The organism is Pseudanabaena sp. BC1403 (genome assembly GCF_002914585.1).
Lineage (GTDB): Bacteria > Cyanobacteriota > Cyanobacteriia > Pseudanabaenales > Pseudanabaenaceae > Pseudanabaena.
The window spans coordinates 39,644-60,660 of the sequence record NZ_PDDM01000025.1 but is presented as its reverse complement, the minus strand read 5'-3'; the positions used below and the strand labels follow the sequence as shown (position 1 = coordinate 60,660).

At 39.9% G+C, this 21,017-nt stretch carries 16 protein-coding genes; 7 read left to right on the top strand and 9 right to left on the bottom strand.

Features of this window, described 5'->3' with window-relative positions; genetic code table 11:
• Positions 1–65: 65 nt before the first annotated feature.
• The 5 genes from CQ839_RS19410 to CQ839_RS19390 form a co-directional block, all read right to left on the bottom strand.
• Positions 66–1,010 carry an aldo/keto reductase gene (locus CQ839_RS19410; RefSeq protein WP_103669953.1) on the bottom strand — a complete coding sequence of 315 codons (945 nt, stop codon included), beginning with the start codon at positions 1,008–1,010 and terminating at the stop codon, positions 66–68.
• A gap of 84 nt (positions 1,011–1,094) precedes the next feature.
• On the bottom strand, positions 1,095–2,192 hold the full coding sequence (locus tag CQ839_RS19405) for a glycosyltransferase family 4 protein (protein WP_103669952.1): 1,098 nt from the start codon (positions 2,190–2,192) through the stop codon (positions 1,095–1,097).
• A gap of 97 nt (positions 2,193–2,289) precedes the next feature.
• Positions 2,290–3,417 (bottom strand): geranylgeranyl reductase family protein, encoded by a 1,128-nt coding sequence (locus CQ839_RS19400; protein ID WP_103669951.1) that lies wholly within the window; start codon positions 3,415–3,417, stop codon positions 2,290–2,292.
• Between the two features lie 451 nt (positions 3,418–3,868).
• On the bottom strand, positions 3,869–4,999 hold the full coding sequence (locus tag CQ839_RS19395; protein ID WP_103669950.1) for a CO2 hydration protein: 1,131 nt from the start codon (positions 4,997–4,999) through the stop codon (positions 3,869–3,871).
• 73 nt (positions 5,000–5,072) lie between these two features.
• Positions 5,073–7,076, bottom strand: coding sequence for a hypothetical protein (locus CQ839_RS19390; protein WP_103669949.1), 2,004 nt, complete (start codon positions 7,074–7,076; stop codon positions 5,073–5,075).
• 394 nt (positions 7,077–7,470) lie between these two features.
• On the opposite strand from CQ839_RS19390, the gene CQ839_RS19385 reads away from it, so the two are divergent.
• On the top strand, positions 7,471–8,862 hold the full coding sequence (locus CQ839_RS19385) for a glycosyltransferase (protein WP_103669948.1): 1,392 nt from the start codon (positions 7,471–7,473) through the stop codon (positions 8,860–8,862).
• Here the strand turns inward: CQ839_RS19385 and CQ839_RS19380 are convergent.
• From CQ839_RS19380 to CQ839_RS19370, 3 genes are all read right to left on the bottom strand, one after another.
• Complete coding sequence (locus CQ839_RS19380) at positions 8,848–9,684, bottom strand: hypothetical protein (RefSeq protein WP_103669947.1); 837 nt, start codon at positions 9,682–9,684, stop codon at positions 8,848–8,850. The two genes, CQ839_RS19385 and CQ839_RS19380, sit on opposite strands and share 15 nt — an antisense overlap.
• Before the next feature lie 203 nt (positions 9,685–9,887).
• Complete coding sequence (locus tag CQ839_RS19375) at positions 9,888–10,472, bottom strand: antibiotic biosynthesis monooxygenase (RefSeq protein WP_103669946.1); 585 nt, start codon at positions 10,470–10,472, stop codon at positions 9,888–9,890.
• Positions 10,473–10,587: 115 nt separating this feature from the next.
• Entirely contained in the window at positions 10,588–13,257 is a 2,670-nt protein-coding gene (locus CQ839_RS19370) for a replicative DNA helicase (RefSeq protein ID WP_103669945.1), read from the bottom strand.
• A gap of 382 nt (positions 13,258–13,639) precedes the next feature.
• Between CQ839_RS19370 and CQ839_RS19365 the strand changes: the two genes are divergently transcribed.
• The 3 genes from CQ839_RS19365 to CQ839_RS19355 all read left to right on the top strand — a co-directional run bounded on the left by CQ839_RS19365 (position 13,640) and on the right by CQ839_RS19355 (position 17,303).
• Positions 13,640–15,112, top strand: coding sequence for a hypothetical protein (locus CQ839_RS19365; RefSeq protein WP_103669944.1), 1,473 nt, complete (start codon positions 13,640–13,642; stop codon positions 15,110–15,112).
• Positions 15,113–15,589: 477 nt separating this feature from the next.
• On the top strand, positions 15,590–16,246 hold the full coding sequence (locus CQ839_RS19360) for an Npun_F0813 family protein (RefSeq protein WP_103669943.1): 657 nt from the start codon (positions 15,590–15,592) through the stop codon (positions 16,244–16,246).
• Positions 16,247–16,361: 115 nt separating this feature from the next.
• Complete coding sequence (locus tag CQ839_RS19355) at positions 16,362–17,303, top strand: hypothetical protein (RefSeq protein WP_103669942.1); 942 nt, start codon at positions 16,362–16,364, stop codon at positions 17,301–17,303.
• 37 nt (positions 17,304–17,340) lie between these two features.
• Here the strand turns inward: CQ839_RS19355 and CQ839_RS19350 are convergent, their stop codons facing one another.
• Positions 17,341–18,033: a sugar transferase gene (locus CQ839_RS19350; protein WP_103669941.1), complete on the bottom strand. Its 693-nt coding sequence runs from the start codon at positions 18,031–18,033 to the stop codon at positions 17,341–17,343.
• Between the two features lie 41 nt (positions 18,034–18,074).
• Here CQ839_RS19350 and holA point away from each other — a divergent pair, with 41 nt between their 5' ends.
• The 3 genes from holA to infC all read left to right on the top strand — a co-directional run bounded on the left by holA (position 18,075) and on the right by infC (position 20,995).
• Positions 18,075–19,058 (top strand): DNA polymerase III subunit delta, encoded by a 984-nt coding sequence (holA, locus tag CQ839_RS19345; RefSeq protein ID WP_103669940.1) that lies wholly within the window; start codon positions 18,075–18,077, stop codon positions 19,056–19,058.
• 103 nt (positions 19,059–19,161) lie between these two features.
• Positions 19,162–20,292 (top strand): 3-dehydroquinate synthase, encoded by a 1,131-nt coding sequence (gene aroB, locus CQ839_RS19340; protein ID WP_103669939.1) that lies wholly within the window; start codon positions 19,162–19,164, stop codon positions 20,290–20,292.
• Between the two features lie 178 nt (positions 20,293–20,470).
• Complete coding sequence (gene infC, locus CQ839_RS19335) at positions 20,471–20,995, top strand: translation initiation factor IF-3 (RefSeq protein ID WP_009627301.1); 525 nt, start codon at positions 20,471–20,473, stop codon at positions 20,993–20,995.
• Positions 20,996–21,017 lie beyond the last annotated feature (22 nt).

The window sequence follows — 21,017 nt, the reverse complement described above, 5'->3', positions numbered from 1 at the left end:
AAAACAAAACCCTGTAAGGGTTTTAAAAACACAAAATGGCTGCGCCACTTTGTATTTTGGTATTATTATGCTTTTGGGGATTTGAGTCGAAGTAGTTCTACTTCTTCGAGCGTTAATGACCAACCTAAAGAACCAGCGTTTTGTATCGCTTGATTAGCATTCTTCGCTCCAGGAATAGGAATTATATTGCCTTGAGAAATTAGCCAATTTAAGGAAATCTGAGCAGGAGTCTTATCATATTTTTCAGATAATTCTTTTAGAGTTGAGAATAGCGGTTCTAGCTTTTGCAAACCTTTAGGACTAAATCGAGAATCAATGCGGCGTGCACCTTGAAGAGATTTCACAGTTTCTGCGGTGTATTTACCAGTTAATAAACCTTGAGCAAGCGGACTGTAGGCAAGAATAGTCACACCCAATTGCCGAGCCTTTTCGAGAACACCATTCTGTTCAATTTGTCTAGTTAATAGCGAATAAGGAACTTGATTCACCGCTAGAGGAATGCCTTTTTCGGCAAGATATTGATGAGCTAGAGACATCTGAGCCGCAGAATAATTGCTCACTCCCACCGATTGAATTCTGCCTTTTTTAACTTCCTCAGCAAGAACTTCCATAAAGTCTTTAGTCTTGAGTATAAATTCTAGGGGCCAATGAATCTGATAAAGACTAATTTGCTCAGTTTGTAAACGTTCTAGGCTTGCAGTTAGAGCATCCGCGATCGCAGATCGATTCCATCGCCAAGGGAGTGGGAAATATTTGGTCGCAATCTGCACTGGCTGAGAAGTTTGCTTGCAAAACTGACCGATCAAGCGTTCTGATTCGCCAAATCCATAAACTTCGGCGGTATCAAAAAATGTGACTCCTGCATCAACAGAAGCTTTAAATGCCTCAGCTACATCTTCTGCACCAAAATCTTTGCCATAAGCCCAAAACATGGTGTCACCCCATGCCCATGTCCCCACACCTAGCGCTGTTACAGTTGGACCATCGGAACCGAGCTTGATAGTTTGCATATATCTTTAGTGAAACTTTTCTTGCTAATTATAACAACCACCCAAAAGAGAATGGCAGCGCAAAGCGCCGCCATTCTCTTTTTCCTAACTAATTCGAGCATTGCTATAGTTTGAAATTAGTTTGTCAAACCATTTTTCTAAGCGATCGCCCCATACTTCTAGAGAATATTCTGCTTCTACTTGTTGCCGACAGGTAAAGCGATCAATTTGGTCTAATTGATCAATCGCCTCAACTAACCCTGGTACGCTTCCCATTTTTACAAGAAACCCTGTCTTGCCATGTCTGACGATCTCTTTCAGTCCACCACTACTATAGGAAATAACTGGCACTCCGCAGGCAAAAGCTTCGATCGCAGCATTACCGAAGGCTTCAATCCAGCGCGGAGTCATTAATAAAGCGCTACATTGCCCTAGTTTTTGCTGTAATTCATCCGTAGATAGAAATCCTTCGTAATGAATTTCAGCTTTAGGAAAAGAAGTTTGAATCTTTTGCCAATAGCCTTCATCTTGAATCAATCCAAATACATGTAAAGGTAATCCAGTGCTTTGTGCGGCTGAGGCAGCATCTTCTAAACCTTTCTCTGGAGAGATACGTCCTACCCATGCAAGACTAGGATTTTCGGGCTTTGCAATAAAGCTATATTTCGTCACATCAATACCCTTACCCATAATCATCAGGCGATCGCCATGGCTAAAAGTGTCAGCACAGGCGCGAGTATTCACCGCGATCGCATCAGGACAAAGCTGTGAGGTTTTGGACACCATCGCATCCATCACTGGGGAAAGTGACGACATACTGATCCAATGTGCGATCGGGCGGTTAAAAAATGGTGTGAGGTAAAGAGGTAGCCAATCGTAGGCAAAGTTAAATAATAAATCGAACTTATTTTGAGATTCTCTAGCATAGCTCCACATATTTTCGAGAACCGAGTTCTGTGGAATTACAACCATGTCAGCTCCAACTTGAGTTTGCGCTGAAGTTTGCATATTACCCGCAATTTGGGTTAGCTTCGTGACATTGGTGACTGAACCTTCTGGCGCAACGATTTCTATTTCGTGACCCTTTGCCATTAGCGCCTTAGCCGCATTTTGCAAGGTCAATTCCACACCACCACCGATTCCTGATCCCAGCGCTCCCACAGGAGTAGACAGAAATAGCAATCGATAATTTTTATTAGTCATAGAACCTACGCATCAATTATGAAATGTAGAGGTAATTCATGAATTGCCTCTATGATTTGCTTTTAAAGAATGAGGTAGCGCTTTGCGCTACCTCATTTTATTTCATCCCGATTAAACCTTTGGTAAGTCGTTTAATAGCAGCTCCAGCGACATCGCGGTAACGCAGCTCACCACAGAGGATTTTGCCCATGCGCTGACTGGCACTGGGGCGTTTTACTCCCATCTTGTAACCAAAACTCGGAATACGATAGAAAATATTGGCAATTCGCTGCGCCCAAACCATATCCTCACCCCATTCTTCTTGGACTTTGAGGGTATATTGCTTGAGCGCATCAGTATTACCACCGATCGCTTGATCGATCGCTTGACCTGCATACATACCAGTTAAGAGCGATGGACGAATACCTTCAGCAGTGAAAGGATCGACAATGCAAGCTGATTCACCAGTAAGAAGAGCATTTTGAGTATGCAGTGGTTGATTGCCATCCCATAGACAAATCGGATGTCCAAACTGCTTCATGGAAGTTACATTAATTCCAAATTCCTGAGCATATTTAGCGGCAATCTCCTTCAGATTTTGTTTTTCGCCACCTATAAATGTCCCTGCACCGATAGAATATCCGTCAGCTTTAGGGAAGTTCCAAATATATCCATTTTGAATGGAGCCAAAATCAAAGTGAGCGGCACTAGTATCAGGATGTGGATGTGGGGCTTCGACTTCGAGGGCCGCTCCCATGCGACGTTTGCGTTCTTTAAAGCCTAGCCATTTTGCCATAGAGCCTTTTGCCCCATCAGCAGCGATCACATATTTTGCTTCAAAGACTTCATTTTCAGTTTTGACTAACCAGCGATCGCTTTTCCACTCAATGCCAGTAACGCCAGTATTATCTCTAAGCTCGACCCCTAGTTTTTGGGCTTGCTGCACAAGGTAATGATCAAAAACATCGCGGCGCACCATCCAGACGGGTTCTTTGGTTTCTAGGGCAACTAGTTCAGGATCGCCCATTTGCCATGTGTAGCGAATTTGTTGGACTGTCAACGAAACTGCTGGTGAAAAGTCAAAGTCAAACCACTCTTGTACCATTGGCGAAACACCACCACCACAAGGTTTGTAGCGAGGTAGGCTCTCTTTCTCGATCAACAAAACTGAGCGTCCTCGTTTTGCCAAGTGATAGGATGCTGAACCACCAGATGGGCCTGCTCCCACAACAATGCAGTCGTACATAGGATAAGTATTTTGGGTGAATAAGGCAGACAAAACTTTTTAGATTCTAGCTCTTTCTTAGCTCTTTATTTCAAAGAATGGTTAGTTTTGTTTAGCTATTGCAAGTGTATATGAATTAAAAAGCCCAGAAAAAAGATGCCACTCTATAAGAAATCTCTTTTTTATTTTTTGTAGCTATAGAAATGTAATACCAAAGCACAAAGTGGCGCAGCCATTTTGTGCTTTTAAAACCCTTACAGGGTTTGGTTTCTAATTCACAGAAGTGTTGTCACACTTTTGTGAATTGGTATAAGTTCTTGTACAAAACTAAAACCCGAAAAGATAAATCGCCCTCTGCACGGGCGATTTATCTTTTCGGGTTTTAAGGTTTCTTATGCTTAGCTACTTAATATAAAGCAAGACTTTAAAAAAAATTATTGGTTATGGGTTGATCGCAAAGCATAGCAAAAACTTATTGAATTGTATATAAACGCGATCGCGATAGACGATCTAAAAAAGGAGCAAGAAATTTGTCATTGGCTTGCTTCTCTTGAGGATCTTCAGTTTCCAACGCATGGGGTGCTAAACCGCGCAGAGCAGCTGTAGTTACACAAAACATCGACTTTTGGAAAGAAAGACAAATCTTGACCAACAAATCCTCTTCACCGCGATCGCCTTTTTTGTAAATCTCATGTAAATAGTCTGGCAAAAAATGTCGCATATCATGCATCAGCAATGTAGGTGGAATCCCTGCACCGCCTACAGGTAGATGATCGGCGTATAGTACACCATAATTGAATTGCGAAATTTCCGTAGAAATTTGATGCTCTTGGGCATTGTAGGAGACCGTGCCGCGAAATGGGAAAGATCGGAAAAATACGGCCTCCACATAGGGCACAGCTGTATCCATTAGAAACGTCAAATTTGCTGATGCAGGTACGATTTCGTAATCTTTGCCATTAATCGATACTTTATAGATGTAAGGCACACTAGCGTTGTCAACTAGACCATTTTGAACATGCTGAACGACATCGGGAATGCTCTTAATCTCACCGCGATCATAGCGATCGCTTAAGTCTAAAAACAGCGGCGACATAAATGACCAAAAATACCCCAGAGCACTGTAGTAGGTCATTAATCGCACCTGCTCTAGCAAAAAATCTGGAAATAATTGATTTACCAACGCCGTTAATGGATTCCGACCAACTTTTGCAGCGATCGCTAACTTGGCAAGTTTTTTAAATTCTTCGGAATCTAAATAGGCATCTAGACCGCCACCGCCATGCCAAAACATTGCTTTCATGCAATATTCGGCAAATTCAAAATTGATGCGATCGTGCCACCAATGGCGACCGAGTTTACTTAAGGAGAAATCACCATTAAAGAACTTTAAAAACGGAAAAAATACGAGAAACTGATGCTCAGAAATATAGGTAAGATTCCGATAATATTCACCCAGCACGACACCATAGCTTTTGAGGATGCCAACAACCTCTAGCAAGTTCTCAGGGGAATCTGGAAGCAATGCACCACCTGATTGTAGGCGTTGCTTCACCGCAGCAAGGGCTGGATCAATAGTTTTATTTTGACTCGATACACTCATAATCAAATTTTACAATGCTTCTGCCTAAAACCCAATAAGTAAGGTGGGCTATGCACCTTACTTATTGGGCTAATTATTTGGGCAACAGCAATTTTTTTAAACGCTTCAGCAGCTTTCGTAAGATTATTGCCAAAGGTACTAATTTTTTGACCAGTGGAGAGCTAACTTGCAGACTTGCCTCACTCCATGCATTGCGATGCACATTAAAGCCATCACGTTTTGCGATCGCATATTTAATGACATCACCTAAGCGTAAAGGCATTGCCCAATAAAAATGATAAAGCTCATTGGGATCATCAAAAAATGGGCAATCCATGAATGCCTCTGCCTCCTGTTGCGTTGGTGAGTTATTAAAAGCAAGAAACATTTCATCTAAGGCTTCACGCAATAATTTTGGAGAAGTATCAAAGGAGAAATCAGCAGGCGATCGCTCCACAAGATGACGCACAAAAGCAGTCACGGATTGCTGAAAAGATTTTAGACCCCAGCCCAGAGCGGGTTCATTACTTTTATGCTTGAGCAATGGAACTACAGAACCATCAGCTTGCAAAGTATACTCAAGGGTTGTGCCTTCACAGCCTGCACAAAAGACTTCCATCGCCGACACATAGCGATAGTCTATATCATTGCGAAGTCCCACAGAGTTATTTAAATTAAAGAAAAAGGCAAGTGCTTCTCCTTTATGTTTAAGTCCGCCAGTTGGTTTGTCCAAGGCAAAATAGAAACCGACAGGATTTCTAGTTCCAAATATCTCAAAAGCATTTTCTAGAGAAATTTGCAAACTGCCACGCCAGCCTACATCAACCAATCCAAATGCCTGTCCATCAAGCATTTTTTCCTGATGCAAATAAGCTTTTAAAACTTCACGTTTCTGTTCAGCCACTTGGAGAACTAATGATTGCAAAGGTTGATGCTGTTCTAACTTAGCTCGTAGCGAAATTCTTTCTTTTGCCGTTAAATCCTTTTGCCAAGACGCTTCGGGATAGCCCAACGGCTCAAAAATCGGCTTGGCAGATTGGCGATCGAGACACATTCGGGCAAGCAGACTATCAATTGTAAAAAAAGTCGTATCATCAAACATCCATTCCCAAAAAGCTTTGTTAATCTTGGTTAGCCCAGGCATTCTCAATGCTTGACGACTGACATATAGATAGCGGAGTTCTACTTCTGGATAAATCTTGGGAGCAATTTCCTTAGCGATTTGCAGCAACATTTCCCCATCCCTTGCTAAAAAGTAAATGCGGGCGAGTTGCTTAGCCTTTGCCTGTTGCAAAATCCAAATCGTATAGGCTGTTAAGATCGGTGCAGCAACAGAAGCCGCAATATCTCGAATGATTGATTCTTTTGGAGTTCCCGTCTCTCTAGTTAGGCGTGTATAGCGAGATATACCTGCCCAAAGAGAAGTGATTCCATTCGTAACATCGGCATATTTTTGGAGTATTAATTCATAGCGATTAGGATTTGCATCATTAAAGTAAATAGAATTAATCCCTAATGATCTAGGCATAGCAACATCAGGCTGCCAACTATTGCCAATGTGCGTAAGATCTTGGGGCTTTAAGCTTAAATCTTCCAGTACTTTTAAAAACAGATCCCCATTCCCCTTGGATTTCCGCAACTGTGAAGATACATATAGCCGATCGCCTTCTTGCCAAAAGCCATGCTGCTTGAGGCGCTCTTCAAGAAAGGCTTCGGGTAAGTACATATCTGATAGAAACAAAACATTGGGATGTGATCGCCTTGCTTGTTCAATCATTTCGTATGCTTTTGGCACAGGAATAAGATATTTACTTTCAACTTCAAGCTCAAGTTCCTTGAGTTTATGTATTAGCTCTTCAGATAAACCTAGAGTGTCTGCAATCTCATGATAAATTTCATCAAGCGTGTTTTCCCCGCCTTCAACAAACAAGCAAGATCGATCCCTATCCTTGACGCGCACATGTTGAAATTCAAGAGAAGAAATTGTTAGCCATCCGAGTTTTAAAGCGCGAGTCCCACAAACACGGAAAACTTCTGCTGGATCAAGCACTGGTCTTGTTAAAATTGTGTCAAATATATCAAAACTACATCTTCTCATAGTCAATCATCTTACAATTTAAGTTTAGTTTATTTGACTTAGATTTCAGCAATTCTCATTTTATAGAACCAATTTGGGGTTGTCCAACGCCCTAGGCACTGGACAACCCCAAATTAATTTTTTAAAAGCCAGTCTCAGGCTTGCTTTTAAAAAATTAATTGTTAAAATGAGAATTATTGCTTAGATTCAGTAAGCCAACTTATTAAATATTATGCTAATTTTAGGTCTAACTACAGGACAAAAAATGAAAAACAGAACGGTAAAAACGCCTGAAATTCTTGATCTAACATTATGCAGTAAATTTTTTAGTCAAAAGATTTACTGAGAAGGCTTTTGAATCATTTTGTCCCGCACCTAGAAATTAAGAATCAAAATCTATAATGAATGCAATATTATGAGCAGTCAAAATCATACATCACCTCAAAGTGCTGGAAAAATTTTATGCATCTCTCATGTTTTCCCTCCTAAGATTAACCCGCTTACTAATAGAATCAAAAAATTATTAGAACAGTTTCAGGGAAATTGGCAGGTAATTGCATTAACTAGTACAGAGAACGGATTTTTGAATGAGAAAACTAATGTTCAAATTGTTAAAGATCCCTATCCAGCCAAGCTAATTAATTTTTTAAACAAATTGAAGCTCAACAAGTTTACATATTTTTTTATCTGGCCTGACATGGCTATTTTCTGGATTTTACCTGCAATATTAAAAGGGTATCAATTAATTAAAGAACATAAGCCAGATGTAATCTTTGTATTCATGATGCCATATTCATGTTCTTTGGTAGGAATTGCATTGAAGTGGTTGACTGGTATACCTCTAGTCCTTAGCTTGGACGACTCAATCAGTTGTACTGACATGCATCCAGCAACTTCTAGTCGGCTACACCATTATTTGGACTTATGCTTAGAAAAATTCTATGTTCGCCAGTCCAACGCAATAGTTTATGTTTCTCAATTCAATCTAGAATTAGTAAGAAACAATCAGCCTCTCTCCGAGCATTCAAAGTTCCACTTAATCCGATGCGGCTCGGACATGTTAGACTTCAATCTACCTGTTGAAGAATTAACTAATGAAGAAACATTTGAAATTGTTTACACAGGGGGTATGAATGGATGGTACAAGTTTCATGATCCCATTCAGAAGACCAGCTTAATCAAAAAAATTTACAGATTTTGGATGGAGTTGGGTGTTTATAAGTTAGTGGAAATAGATTATCGTACTTCTAGTCCAGTATTTATTGGAAAAGCTGTGCAAAAAATAATTGATCAAAATCCTAATTTGAAAGATAAAATCAAGATCAAACTATACGGCAATAAATGTGCAGAATCTATAGTTAAAGAAGTTTTAGAATTGCATAATCTGTCAAATATAGTATCGGTTTTCGATCCTTTACCTCACACTGAAGTCGTCAAGTTATCTAAACAAGCCGATTTATTATTTATAACATTACCTGATCGTCTTGATGGCTCTGAAGGCGGTCGAATTTCATGTAAAACCTACGAATATCTCACTACTGATCGTCCGATTCTTGCGGCAGTTCCTAAAGGAGAGAATTGGAACTATCTGAATGGAAAATCTGGCACTTGGTTAGTACAACCAAATGATATTGAGGCAATGAGCAAAGTGATTGACGCTGTTTTATCTGCTAAATTTGCTGGAGCACCATTACGATATGACCGTACTAATCTTCAAAAAGAACTTGACTATGTATATTTAGCAAAAGATTACTTGAAAATCTTTGATAAATTGTGTAATAGAAGTGTTGATCTAAATAACATTTAACCAGAATTTATGTCTGATATCGCTAACGTAGTGCCGCATTGCTAATTGCTTAGTGTCAAACTTGTCGGAATATATAAACTGATCATCAACATTCATTATATATTTTTTGCTATCCAAAGCAATGCCGTTATTACGTTTAATCGTTAGATTGACAATTGTTTGTTCAGAAAAATAATTTGGAGGCTCTTTCAGGCTAGCCAATCTTTGTATGGATTCATCCCAATCTAGGGCTTTTTTGAATAGAATAAATCCAGCATTAATTGGATTTTGCTGTTCGATATCCTCATAAATGAGTCGTTTGTCTAGAGAGTTTTTGCAGTCGGGTAAATAATAGGTATGTGGATCCTCTGAAGCCGCTAAGTCAGCTAAATCTGACGCTCCTCGAAAGAACAAAATATCTGAATCTGTGTAAAGTGTTGCTTCATCAATGGGAATGGACATTAGTGCCGCTAATTTTTTGCCCATAGCCTGCTGAGATGCGTAATCATAGACAGATTGTGGCAAATTATCTCTTTGGAAGTTGGTCAGAAGTTGAACATCTACACAGGGATGCACGCGACGCAGCAATTTAATACTCTCATCCGTATAACTTCCATCAGACATGATCGTAAATGCTTTAGGAATTCCCACATGACGAAGGAAAGAGCGAAGACTGGCTACTTGCTCAGGTAAATCTCTTTCACAGGATAGGGCATAAACCTTAATAGGGACTTGGCGCTTTTGGGCGATCGGGAAACTCACTAAACTTGAAAGGCTAGATTTGTAGACGGATCTGAGAAATTTACCTTGGATCTTTGCCGTGTGATAACCAATGTTTACCATTCATCCCTCATCAAAGTTGTTTGTTTTACAGCGCTTAGATTTCAATCCCGAACAAATAACTTTTTTAAAAGTTTATTATGCTTTTTTGATCGTAAATTGCTGTAATTATTATTACAAAGCAATTATAAAGCCTAAATATTACGATCGCGAATAAAATAAAAAGAAAGTAAATGAGTTATTGAATGTTTTATTTACTTTCTTTTTCATTTACCTCGTTTTTGGGATGAGGGATAGAGCCAAAAGGCTAGTATTTTAGTTGTATATGGCATAACTGGATAGGACAGTAAAGCAGATATAAAAATCACAGAAATTAGCAAGCTTAATAATGGTGGTAGTCCTTGCAAAAATGGAGTTAAGAGCAAGTTTGCGAGCAAAATCAGGGGATAAACTGTAATCACACCAATAATTACTTGTTTGTAATACGGGGGCTCAATTGGATTTCCTGATTTGCTCTTAGGTAGGGTAAACCATAGTTCTAAACCATTTTGTTGGTGTTGTTGCGATCGCTTAGAGATAAACTCTTGAGATCTTTTCATCCATTGTTGATAAATAGTTGAAGTAAGCCAGTTTTTACAATGAGCATAGTTGTCAAATTTAACTATAACTACATACTCTGGATATTGATGATCGCGAGGACGAATGATTTCAACCCCCATAAAGCCCTCAAACTGCTGAGCTGATTGATTAATTCCTTTTGTCCAAGTTTCATATTCTTCTATGAGATGTGGTTCAACAACTTCTGAGATAACTAAGGTAATTGGATCCGAATGCTGTCCAAGTTTCTGCATAGAGTAGTTAGATAGTCTAGCTATAGTTGAGCTTATCTAAATTATATCTCTAAATAAAACCCAATATTTGGTGAGGCGGGCGAAGCCCGCCTCACCAAATATTGGGTTTGTGATCTTAACTACGACTAGAAGCCATATTCTCAAACTTAGTTAAGCGTGGTTCAAATAGTAATTTAACTGTACCAACTGGCCCATTACGATGCTTGGCAATAATAATTTCGGCAACTCCGCGATCGGGAGTTTCTGGATTGTAATATTCATCACGATACAAATTAATCACTAAATCCGCATCTTGCTCGATGCTATTATGAACATAAAAATTATTTGCCGTAAAGTTAGCCAAGCTTGGCACTGTCAAGTCATATACCATTTCCTCCTCAAGTAAATCAATAGCTTCTACTTTGTCCCAGTAAATATCACTGGTTGCAAGATTAAGAATTTCCTTTGATTCTAAAATAATTGCTAGTTTGTTCATGCGATCACGACCAATCGCATTTTTATAAAGACTCGAACCGCAATACTTAGTGCCGAGATGAGCTTGCATTTCTCTAGTTGTTAATCCAAGTTTTTCCCTAGCAACATTAATGTGTGTTTTCCACACTTCTTTTGATATTAGATCTCTATTTGTATTAGCACTTCCAGAATTACTGATATACAAGTTAATCTCTTGTAAACTTTCCTGCTTATATTTGCCAACTGCACTAACAAGGTTAATAAATTTTTCTGGGTCAGTCTTTCCTGCTACCCAAATTTGATGTTGATCGCGTCCCTTTTTTCCTTGAGAGACAGTTCTCAATGTTGCATTAATTCCCAATCTTAGTAATAAAGACTGAACTTCTTGAGCTAGTCTTTTACTGCTAGATGCATAGTAAACACTAGGGTATCTTGATTTTTTGTTTGCTCGAATACAGCCATCAGTAGCCCATAGATGACGCAAAAAGATCGCTATCGATTCTTGAGGTTGTTGAAAAACTTGTGACGGTATAAATTTTTCATGCGATCTCAAACCGAATATATCAAGATTTTGTAGCCATTTAGTAATAGGATTCTTAATTCCATGGGTTAAATGATAGGCAGATGACAAATAGACTTGATACCAGTCTCTTTCTTTTTTGATTCTTGGCACTATTTGATCGCGAAATACTTCAGTTGCGAGACTAGCTACTAATTCTGCTAAATCTAACTCTCTAGTTGTGTACTGAATTGCATGGCGCGGTAAAGTACAACCATCGCCAATTAGATGTCCAAGCAAGGCTAATTCAGCATCACTCATTGTTTGTAGTTCTTGGCAGGGAATCTGACGAGGCATGGCAATGCGATCGCCTATTTGTAATTCATCAAGCCTTTTCCATCCCTGAATTGTCAGAAATTTATGGTTTGTAGTCGCTTTGATTGATCGCCCCAATTGAGTTTTGAGTTGATAAACAGGTTTGGAGCCAGTACAAAAAGCATTGCTCACTATTGCTCGTTCCATTTTGAAGGTTTGGGAATTAACTGCCCAGATTGAAAAATGTGACTTGCCGACAAGTTCACGGATGGGAATTTCGGCTCCTGTGTCTGCCATTGTGATTAAGGAATCACCACTGAGACATCCAGATTCTCTCAAGTCAGATAGCATCGGACGCTTATTAGTCCTCGCTTCTACACCTCGACTTAATTGAGATAGAGCAATTACAGGCACATTCAATTCACGGGCTAAAGCTTTAAGCGATCGCGTAATTCTAGAGATTTCCTGCACCCGATTATCGGAACCTGAGCCTTCCATTAATTGTAAATAATCAATCAAAATTAGACCCAGCACGCCTCCCTTTTCTGACTGCAATCGACGAGCCTTAGAGCGTAATTCCGTAATTGGTGGATTGGGAGTGTCATCGATAAATAGTGGTAATTCCGAAAGTCCACTAATCGCCATCGCCACAGTTCCCCATTCATTTTCACTAATTTGTCCAGTGCGGAGGCGATTACTATCTATGCCCATATCACTAGAACGAACTTTAGACTGACTAGCAAGTAGACGATAAACTAACTGTTCCTTCGACATTTCCAAACTAAAGATGGCTACAGGCAGGCGATGGATTTCTGCCATCTTTCTCGCTATTTCTAGCCCGAAGGCAGTTTTGCCCATTGACGGCCGACCTGCGAGGATAATCAAATCCGATCGCTGCAAGCCGTTAGTCATTGCATCAAAATCGTAGAACCCCGTAATTAAACCTGTGGCTGTGGAATTGCCAGTACCCAGAGAATTAAAACGATTTTCTAATTCATAAAAGGTTTTCGTGAGAATATCAGCAGCAGGAGTAAGTCCTTGTTGGGCACGGGATTGGGTAACCGCAAAAATCTTTTGTTCCGATTGGTCAAGTAGCTGGGGCAATTCGATTTCATTGCTGTAACTTATCTCGACTACTCCTCTGGCCGCTTCGGCAAGTTTGCGTCTTGCATACTTGTCAGCGACTAATTGAGCATAAAAATCGATATTGACGGCGCTGACAGTGCGATCGCAAAGTTGGGCGATTTTAGTCTGGCCACCAATTTTTTCGAGCATATCGCGATCGCTTAGCCATGTGGTCAAACTCATCATGTCCGTGGGATTAGACTGATTATGTAACATCAGGCAAGCCCGAAAAATCTCCTGATGTGCGGCTACATAGAACATTTCAGGACGCAAGGTATCTAGTACACGCGAAACTGCCTCTGGATCGATCAAGATACCACCTAAGACAGCCTCCTCTGCCTCAATATTCTGTGGCGGTAGGCGATCGCTGATAGATTCAAAGTCTTTGCTCATATAACTTACTGACTATTTTGCTGTCTGGGAAAAAAGCCTAGAAAGTTGGAGGCTAGGTTTGAGTGCATTCATAATTCTAGGTTTTAATTGCAAAATTAAAACCTAGAATTAATCGCGATCCCGCAATTCTTATTTATGAAAACGATTTTGGTGCTTCCAACACCACAGGCGCTATAAACACCAAGAAAACGATTTTTATCATGAGAATTGCTGGATCGCAAGAACAATAATGGCGATTGTCATATAACAATGCAAGTTTTAATGAGGACATAAAACCAAAAATAAAGAGAGGTGGCGCTTCGCGCCGCCTCTCTTTATTTTTGGTTTTGATTCCAAGCTATCTCTTGCATTGCTATAGTGCTTGTAGTGATGAGCAATTGATATGGGATTTGAGGAAATATTTATTTTTATGGTGGTGGGGTGCATAGCGATCTACTATCAGCGATCGCATCTAAGCACCAGCAATCAGATCCAAATATTTATTTTGTGGGTTATGGCTATTGTCTTACCTAGTTTAGCGATCGCATGGACAACTTTTAATCCTACAGTTTTGCCATTAACTTTTGTTGCGGTTGTGTTTTTGCTTTGCGTAGGGATATATAGCAATTTCTTCACATCCTTCAACTCAACTTCTGAAGTCATCAAACTTGATCTTAACGAAGAAAAACAACTCAAAGATTGCTTCTACTCATCTGTTTATCGTCTGACAGGTTTAGAATATCGTCCTCAAGAAATATACTGTCGGGGCAATCTGCGATCGCAAAATCCTAAATATGCTTACGAAACGATTAACCAAAATATCCAAAAAATATTTGGCGATCGCTTTATCTGTTATTTACAAGAAAGTCCATTAGAAAATATAGGCACAAGTTTTGGTAGCGATCATGATGATCAAGAAAACACGACAAACTATAACTTCTATTTGACACCTAATAATTTCGTTAACTCCCAATCAGCTTTAGTCCATTGCCAAGTTTGGGTTGCAAGCATTATCAGTATTATGCTTACAGTCTTCACAGTATTAGTTGTAGGCGCAAATCAACGAATCGAAAACCTAAGCTTGAGTAACTTATACCAAGGGATCCCCTACCTCTTAGGCATCACGAGCATCATTATCTCTAGATCAATCGCACAGTACTTCGTCGCTAAACATTATGGGTTGCAACTTGCTCCTCCACTTTTACTTCCATGCTTAGGTGCTTTTGGATTGTTAGGCAGTTTAAATACCAATTTCCCTACATGGAAAAAAAATACAAATCAGCGTCGTATCCTTTTTGATCTTGCTGCGACTCCAGCCATTGCAGGCTTAGCCATGTCCATAGTTTTATTATTATTGGGCAATTGGATATTAGTTCCCGTAACTATGCCGCCGATTGATTCTGCGATCGCGCCATCCATGTTAATTACAAATCTATATACCTTTGATATCAAAAACTCAATTTTTGTAACGCTATTGCAAACAATTTTTTCCGTAGGTAAAACAACAATTGATTCAGACCCAATCACTGCCTTTTCGCCGCTAGCCTTAGCTGGCTGGGCTGGCTTAGCGTTAAGTGCTTTGCAACTAATGCCATTTGATTTACTGGATGGAGGCAATCTTGTGATATCCATGTTTGGACATCGGCAATCCCTCCAAATTGCACGGCTATCAAGACTACTACTGCTAGCGATCGCTTTACTTACACAGCCATGGCTGAGGATTTATAGCCTCTTGATATTTATATTGCCCACCCCACGCCATCTTATTTTGAACGAAGGTATGGAAATTGGTAAAACTCGCGATCTAATTGGCATGATTTTAATTGCGATCGCTTTACTGATCATCCTGCCTATACCAAAAGCTCTCTTGTTATAAAAAGAAGACAAAGCAGTAATGCTCGTATAAAAAATTATTTTAATGGAAGTTAGCCAATGGTTTACTTGCATTAAAGCAAATTTTTGGGCTTCATGCGCCGTGGACGCTGAAATCCTAGCATTTCTCATTATAAAAATCGGTTGTTTGAAAGCCCGCCAACGGCGGGCTTTCAAACAACCGATTTTGGTGTTTTCAGCGCCGAAGGCGCTGAAAACACCAAAATCGGTTTCATAATGAGAATTGCTGCTGAAATCCCAAAAATTGAGGATTTATGCCAATCATAATAGCGCTTAGTGCCATTATGATTGGTTTCGTTTTAGGGAAATAAGGATGGTGCAAAACTCAGCCTTTACTTTATTAATGTTTTATTTTGAATTTTCAAGACTTTAATGTGATTTTGGGATTATCATTAACCTTGGCATTAGGTAGCCACGATTTGTTGCTACTGGTAACATCAGTTAAGTCAACAGTAGATACATGTTCATCCTGAAGCGCCAAGACGTTGATATCGTTAACGTCCAAAATCCACAAAACAAAGATCAACAAATACCGATTTTGCAATATCAGGGGCAAACATTTCGGTTGCTCAACATGTTTGGCGATAATCGAAATGAGGCTTTAGCGCTTTGGCGTGACTTAACTGATAACAAAGGCAAAGCTTGCGTATTATTAGAAGAGCCTCAGCGTTTTAGCGTGTGGGGCAGAGTCAAACTGGACCAACTCCATATAGCACCTACCCAGAGTTCTTCAGTAGGTACACATCTTGTTCAAGGTTGTTTACTGATATTGCAAGCTGTGTATATTGATGTTGAAGATCTGCTTGGCGTTAGGCAAGCAGGTTCTTTTAAACAAGATTTGCTGAAGTTTATGCAACAAGGTAAATTTGCTCAAAGCGAAACAATTTCGGCTCTGGAAGGTGTTTTGTCAATCAATCCACTTAATAGTGTGCAAATTCCCAACTGGGATGAAAGCAAATTGCAACTTCTTTTAGGTGAAATACATCGATTAGCATCTTCCTATTTTGGAAATAATAGTTTTGTCGATAGTGCGATGACAGCCTTAAATGAACTACCCGAATCAGCATCCGTTACTGCTTGGCTGATAAATACCCCTAAAGGCAAACTCTGGAAGTAGTCTAACTGGCTTCTTTCTACGTTTTCTTCTAAAGTTATGACTTGTAACTCAATACTTGTTATTTTCTTTTTTTAATACTTTGATTTCTTATGGTTGTAGCTAAGGTGCAAGATTCATGAGTAGAGCTAAATCTCCCTCACCGTCAGGGATTTCCACGCAATCTATTGTTTGGGCAGCGATCGGATGGGCAGCCCTAGCTCTTATGTTCTACCTGTTTTTTAATGTCCCAACCGATGGACCACATGTCATCAAGCCCGAAGAATGCGCCAAGCCAATAAAAGACCTATTCGTAAGACCAAATTGGTATCGATACGGAACGTACATTTTTCAAACTGTAGCTATCTCTTGTTCAGGCATACTCTGTCTACGTAACTGGCGTAGTTCTAAAATTATTAGCGGTCGAAATGTTTGGTTAGGGCTTGGGATAGGTATTCTGTCTTGGGGGATTGGAAATTTAATTTTTGGTTATCTAGATTTTCAATATCAAAGTGGATTGATTGCTGGCGGAGCAAAAGGGGCTAAGGATTTAGTGGAAACTTTTCCATCAATCGCCGATGTCTTTTTCACAGCAACTTACGTGTTTTTGTCATGGGGTATGGCAATGTCTGTGATTGGCAGAAGACTAAATCTGTATCCTAAGCAATGGGGGATCGTTGGTGCTGTTGGCTTTGTCGGAGTCGTTGTAGCGGCGTATGTTACCTTCGGCGTAGGTGGAGAGTTTTCTCTAGATACAGGCAAAATCCTGAATATTGTTTATGCACTTGGCGATATTTGGTTACTAATTGTTGCAACAATTCTTTTACTCGCTTTTTGGGGTGGTAAAGCTGCTCAATCTTGGCGATTGCTTGGTAGTGCTGGTATCGCTATGTTCTTTGGCGACTTATGGTTTAACTACAGCATCAATACTGGTATCAGTAAAGTTTGTGAAGGTAAACAATATCAAAGTGGAGAGCCTGCTGAATTCTTCTGGATTCTTGCATTTATTCTGTGGGGGATGGCAGCAGCTTTAGAGTTTGATTTATCTTCGCGACCAACAACTCGTAGTCGTAGAAATTAAAAATAATAAAGGGGCGCTTAGCGCCCCTTTATTATTTTTAATATGCTCCATTCCCTTTGGGGAAAATCACAACCAAAATAGTTTTAAATATAAGATGCAGATCAAGCAAAAAACTCATGCGTCTAACATAGCTTGCATCAATCTGTACCCTCTTGGCGTAAGGAATATCGTTTCTTCCTGAAACTTGCCATAGTCCCGCAATACCAGGTCGAACACTAAGTACTCGATCGATCGCAGTGCCATATTTACTTAGTTCATCTTGAACCAATGGTCTTGGACCAACTACACTCATATCGCCAATAAGTACATTCCAAAACTGGGGCAGCTCATCCAAACTGGTAGTCCGCAAGAACTTACCAATTTTGGTAATCCGAGGATCATGTTTAAGCTTAAAAGATGATTCATATTCAGCACGGCTAATCGGGCATGAATTTAAATAATCTTCAAGAGCTTGATCTGCGCCATTAATCATAGTTCTAAACTTGATGCAATTAAATTTAGAACCATTTAAACCAACTCTAGGATGAATATACAAAACTGAGCCAGGAGAACTAATGAAAACCAGCAACGTAATTGCTAAATAAACTGGAGAAAACGCAGTTAAAACAATTGATGCAAATGCGATATCAAAGACTCTTTTTCCCCAACTTGCATAGTAATCTGTACGATTTGTAACCGATTTTTTTGGACGGAGGCTAACTTGACTATTTGCTTTGCTTCTAGTAATCATCAAATCTCTACACCACACCACATAGTTGAACTAATCATACAATGCCTGTCTACTTTTATTGGGGCGATGACGACTATCAAATTTCTCAAGCAGTAAAAAAACTGATAGACACTCATGTCGATCCGATGTGGCTTGACTTTAATTACGTCAAAATCAGTGCTACAGGGGATCTTGAGGTGATGGATGGGCTAAACCAAGCTGTAACTTCGCCCTTTGGGATGGGTAGTCGTTTAACTTGGTTAGCTGATACGGCGATCGCCCAACGTTGTTCTGAATCGCTACTATTAGAGCTAGAAAGAACTTTTAACCATTTACCTTTAGACTCCTACATCTTGTTTACATCATCAAATAAGCCTGATGGGAGAGCCAAATCTACCAAGTTGTTGCAGAAGTATTCCCAGATTTTAGAGTTTTCGCTAATACCTCCTTGGAAAACTGATGCGATCGTCCAATTAGTGAAACAAACCGCCACAGAAATTGACTTAAAAATAGCATCAGATGGCATAGATCTCCTAGTTGAAGCGATTGGTAATGATACGCGCCGACTGACAATGGAATTGCAAAAGTTACAACTGTTACACTATGGGAAAACGAAGCCACTTACAGCTAAAGAAATTGCCCCACTTGTGCAAGTCTCGGCTCACAATAGCTTGCAATTAGCTAGTGCGATTCGCTCCGCAAATACTAGTCAATCACTCTCTTTGATTGCGGAATTACTGCGAAATAATGAAGTGGGTTTACGGATCTGTGCAACTTTGGTGGGCCAGTTTCGCACATGGCTTTGGATTAAGCTGATGCAAGAATCGGGAGAACGAGATGATAAGGCGATCGCTGATGCTGCTGAAGTTGGTAATCCTAAGCGAATATATTTTCTGAAGCAAGAAGTACAGGGTCTAAATAGTCAAAAGTTAATGCGATCACTAAGTATTTTGTTGCGATTAGAAGCCGACCTCAAGCATGGTAAAGACGAAACGGCAACATTGCAAACCGCAATTATTGAGCTATGCCAAGCTATGACCAAATAAGAATGTAAAGCAGCGCTTTGCACTGCTTTACATTCTTATTTGGTTGCGAGATTTGAAACCATGATCGCTGCTACCATGAGAATTAGATCATTTATCTAGAAATATGTCTGAAAACTCCGCAACAGTTACCGTTGCTCTAAATAGCGATAACCAGCCTAATCGTAGTTATGACATTGCGATCGCATCGCATAGCCTCAAAAACTTAGGCGATAAATTAGTAGAAATTGGTTTAGGCAAAAAAAGCAAAAAAGTTCTTATTGTCTCCAATCCCGTTATTTACAAGCACTATGGCGAAACTGTCCAGACTTCCCTAAGTAACGCAGGTTTTGATGTTGCTTATTTAATCTTGCCCGCAGGTGAACGCTTCAAAACCGCGAACTCACTTCAAAAGATTTATGACGCGGCTCTTGCCCATCGTTTAGAACGCTCATCAATGATTGTTGCCCTCGGTGGTGGAGTGATTGGCGATATGTCGGGCTATGCGGCAGCAACTTGGTTACGCGGTATTGATCTTGTTCAAGTTCCCACCACACTTTTGGCAATGGTGGATTCCGCCATCGGTGGCAAGACGGGGATCAACCATCCACAAGGTAAAAACTTAATCGGTGCTTTTTATCAACCCCGACTAGTTTGGGTCGATCCTGAAGTCTTAAAAACTTTGCCAGCTCGTGAGTTTCGTTCAGCGATGGCAGAGGTTATTAAGTACGGCATAATCTGGGATCGGGAATTGTTTGATTTATTAGCTAATTGCGATCGCCTCGATCAGTTACGTTATATTTCATCGGAATTGCTGCAAACAATTTTGTATCGTTGTGCCAAAGCTAAAGCTGAAGTCGTATCCAAGGATGAGAAAGAAGGAAATCTTCGCGCCATTCTCAACTATGGTCATACAGTTGGTCATGCGATCGAATCGGTTACCAACTATCGCCTTTACAATCATGGTGAAGCTGTCGGGCTAGGAATGGTAATTGCGGGTGCGATCGCCGTCGATCTTGGCCTATGGTCTGAGTTAGATCAAGTTCAACAAGTAGCATTAATTGCTAAAACTCATTTACCACAGACAGTACCTGCGGACATTAATCTTGAATCAATTATTGAGTCGCTATCTACCGACAAGAAAGTAGAAGCTGGCAAAGTTCGCTTTATTTTACCTACAGCGATCGGATCGGTAACCCTAAGCGATCGGGTAACCTCGGATATGGTTAACCAAAATTTACGAAAAATGATGGCATAATGCTTGACACATTAAATGGTAGTTCGTACTATACTTAAACATTTATGTCAAGCAAAAAAATGCTAAGCTAGGACATACCAAATATTTAGTTTGCATGTATCGCTTAGTATAAGTATATATTTGTAAACCATTAGTAATTTAAACCAATACCCCCAAGAGTCTAGACAACAGAGATTTCATGACTAAAAAGCCAATTAAAGACCTTCCCCAAATCAACGAACGTATCAGATATCCAAAAATTCGAGTCATTGATATGGAGGGGGAGCAACTCGGCATCCTAACCCCCAAAGAAGCCTTGAAAATGGCTGAAGAAAAAGAGCTAGATCTTGTGCTAGTCAGCGATAAAGCTGATCCTCCTGTATGTCGAATCATGGACTATGGCAAATTCAAGTTTGAGCAAGAGAAAAAGGCACGCGAAGCTCGCAAAAAACAACATACTTCCGATGTCAAAGAAGTCAAGATGCGCTACAAAATTGAGGAGCATGATTATAAAGTGCGAATCAATCATGCAGAACGCTTTTTGAAAGAAGGCGATAAAGTCAAAGCAACAGTAATGTTTCGTGGTCGCGAAATTCAACACGTTGATCTTGCTGAAGTTTTGTTGAATCGCATGGCTAGTGATTTAGAGTCTGTCGCTGAGATTCAGCAATATCCTAAGCGCGAAGGAAGAAATATCACTATGTTGATGGCTCCAAAGAAATAATCAAAAAGCTTCGCATCGCGAA

Bases quoted from the DNA above. Each gene is read 5' to 3' on its own strand.
- holA (WP_103669940.1), top strand. From the start codon at position 18,075: ATGCCTGTCTACTTTTATTGGGGCGATGACGACTATCAAATTTCTCAA.
- infC (WP_009627301.1), top strand. From the start codon at position 20,471: ATGACTAAAAAGCCAATTAAAGACCTTCCCCAAATCAACGAACGTATC.
- CQ839_RS19375 (WP_103669946.1), bottom strand. From the start codon at position 10,472: ATGCAGAAACTTGGACAGCATTCGGATCCAATTACCTTAGTTATCTCA.
- CQ839_RS19400 (WP_103669951.1), bottom strand. From the start codon at position 3,417: ATGTACGACTGCATTGTTGTGGGAGCAGGCCCATCTGGTGGTTCAGCA.
- CQ839_RS19390 (WP_103669949.1), bottom strand. From the start codon at position 7,076: ATGAGAAGATGTAGTTTTGATATATTTGACACAATTTTAACAAGACCA.
- CQ839_RS19350 (WP_103669941.1), bottom strand. From the start codon at position 18,033: ATGATTACTAGAAGCAAAGCAAATAGTCAAGTTAGCCTCCGTCCAAAA.
- CQ839_RS19365 (WP_103669944.1), top strand. From the start codon at position 13,640: ATGGGATTTGAGGAAATATTTATTTTTATGGTGGTGGGGTGCATAGCG.
- CQ839_RS19355 (WP_103669942.1), top strand. From the start codon at position 16,362: ATGAGTAGAGCTAAATCTCCCTCACCGTCAGGGATTTCCACGCAATCT.
- CQ839_RS19370 (WP_103669945.1), bottom strand. From the start codon at position 13,257: ATGAGCAAAGACTTTGAATCTATCAGCGATCGCCTACCGCCACAGAAT.
- CQ839_RS19380 (WP_103669947.1), bottom strand. From the start codon at position 9,684: ATGGTAAACATTGGTTATCACACGGCAAAGATCCAAGGTAAATTTCTC.
- CQ839_RS19385 (WP_103669948.1), top strand. From the start codon at position 7,471: ATGAGCAGTCAAAATCATACATCACCTCAAAGTGCTGGAAAAATTTTA.
- CQ839_RS19395 (WP_103669950.1), bottom strand. From the start codon at position 4,999: ATGAGTGTATCGAGTCAAAATAAAACTATTGATCCAGCCCTTGCTGCG.
- aroB (WP_103669939.1), top strand. From the start codon at position 19,162: ATGTCTGAAAACTCCGCAACAGTTACCGTTGCTCTAAATAGCGATAAC.
- CQ839_RS19360 (WP_103669943.1), top strand. From the start codon at position 15,590: ATGTTCATCCTGAAGCGCCAAGACGTTGATATCGTTAACGTCCAAAAT.
- CQ839_RS19405 (WP_103669952.1), bottom strand. From the start codon at position 2,192: ATGACTAATAAAAATTATCGATTGCTATTTCTGTCTACTCCTGTGGGA.
- CQ839_RS19410 (WP_103669953.1), bottom strand. From the start codon at position 1,010: ATGCAAACTATCAAGCTCGGTTCCGATGGTCCAACTGTAACAGCGCTA.